This window comes from Neobacillus sp. DZ-9, from assembly GCF_059587065.1.
The window spans coordinates 1-1800 of the sequence record NZ_JCAIOL010000041.1 but is presented as its reverse complement, the minus strand read 5'-3'; the positions used below and the strand labels follow the sequence as shown (position 1 = coordinate 1800).

The 1800-nt window shown below is 37.2% G+C and carries 1 protein-coding gene; it reads right to left on the bottom strand.

The features are described from left to right. Positions 1–415 precede the first annotated feature (415 nt). Positions 416–1690 (bottom strand): IS110 family RNA-guided transposase, encoded by a 1275-nt coding sequence (locus AC59HZ_RS31205; protein ID WP_496549589.1) that lies wholly within the window; start codon positions 1688–1690, stop codon positions 416–418. Positions 1691–1800: the final 110 nt, after the last annotated feature.

Here is a 1800-nt window from a genome sequence, read left to right as displayed (position 1 = left end):
ACTCCCTCAGTTTAATACGAATATCTCTCGAATGCTCCCTTATTCGCAGGATTTCATAACCCTTGTAATTGGAATTACGTGTAACTGAAATGAGTTCAGATCATTTTGGCTTCGTGTAGGCATAGTTAAATAAAGGAGTCAGCTATCACTCCATATTTTACCATATAATGTACATCTCCACGCCGCCCCTGGAGGCTTTCCCTCCCATGTCTCAACGGGTCAATTGCCCTCTCATTCCTTCGTTATGCCTTTCCAAGGGGTGGAGGCCAGTTATGCTAAACTGATGGGTCACAGTGCCCTTTTGTTGAATAAACCTGGTACTCCGTACATATTTGAAATCCTACGAATAAGACAACATTCAAAAATAAAGTTTACTATTTTAATTAATTCATTTTATATTTCAATTGTTTTAATTCTAAGCTGCTAAAGTGGTTAATACTTGGACTTTACTTGGACAATAAGACTCGTTTCTTCGTGCTATTCCTACAAAAATCCTTGCTAGTTTACCTATCAGTTTCATGATTGATTTCATTTTCTTTAACTTCTTTACCTTCACATTATGGGAATGGAGGGCTTTAAACTCAGGGTTATTCATCACAAGGCTCATAGTTGCTAAGTAGAGGAACCGTCGTAGCCTGGACCTCCCACGCTTTGAAATGACAATCTGGCCTTTCCATTTGCCCGAACTTGCTTCAGCTAGATGTAATCCTGCATGACGTATTAAAGAGTTTCCGTGTGAGAAACCACTTAGATCTCCTGATTCACCTAATATCCCCGCTAACGAAATTTCACTTATTCCTTTAATCATAAGCAGTTTTTTTGCAAATGGGATTTTGTAGAGAACTTCTTTAACTTGTTGTTCAACTCTTTCGAGTTGTTTTACAGCGAGGTCATATTCCTCTAATAATTGTTCTAAATGGAATTTATAAGCATCAAGAGCTTGTCCGATCCCAATAGAGGATTTTGCTAGATTGATTAGTAATTGAGCCTTTTTGGGTCCTGGTTGTCGTTTCATTAAAGACTTCCACCCCCTCATAACATCTAGTGTTTCTAGTGAAGATATTTCATCCGGTGTAGGAAATAAACGAAGGGTTGCGATGGCCCCTTTGCACGAAACATCTTTAAACACTTGTCTGAGTTCTGGAAAAACCACATCTACCCATCTATTTACTTGATTAATGGCCATCACGAGGCGTTTAACAATTACATCACGGTTAGAAATTAGAACTCTAAGTTTCTCAAATGATTCTGATGTTGGACGAACAAAGGAATAGTAGCCGTTTTTCACCATGTCAGCTATTACGAGGGCATCTTTTTTATCACTTTTTGATTGAGTATTGTCACGATTCTCTTTATTTCTTTTTACCAAGTGGGGATTCACTGTAACTACCTCAATGTTTTGTTTATCAAGCCATTTGGATAGGTTAATCCAGTAATGTCCTGTAGGTTCCATCCCCACTATTGTTGAATTTAAGTTTTTTAGTTTTTGTAAGTTTTGAATCCAACTTAATAGTTTTATGAACCCCTCTTCATTATTTTCAAATGTAAGAGGATCTCCAACTACAATTCCACGGAAGTTAACAGCTCGAGCAACGTGTAATTGTTGAGCAATATCCACTCCTACAATTAGATGTGTATCGGAAATTCTTTCAATTAGTTGATTTTGTTTGTCTTGCATTTTAAAATTCATATTAGGGCTTCCTCCTTAAGATTTTGAGTTAGATTGGTCTCTATACTCGTATCTTACTGAGGGGCTCTATTTTTTTCAAACCTGATATTTAACGATCTACAGGAATGCTA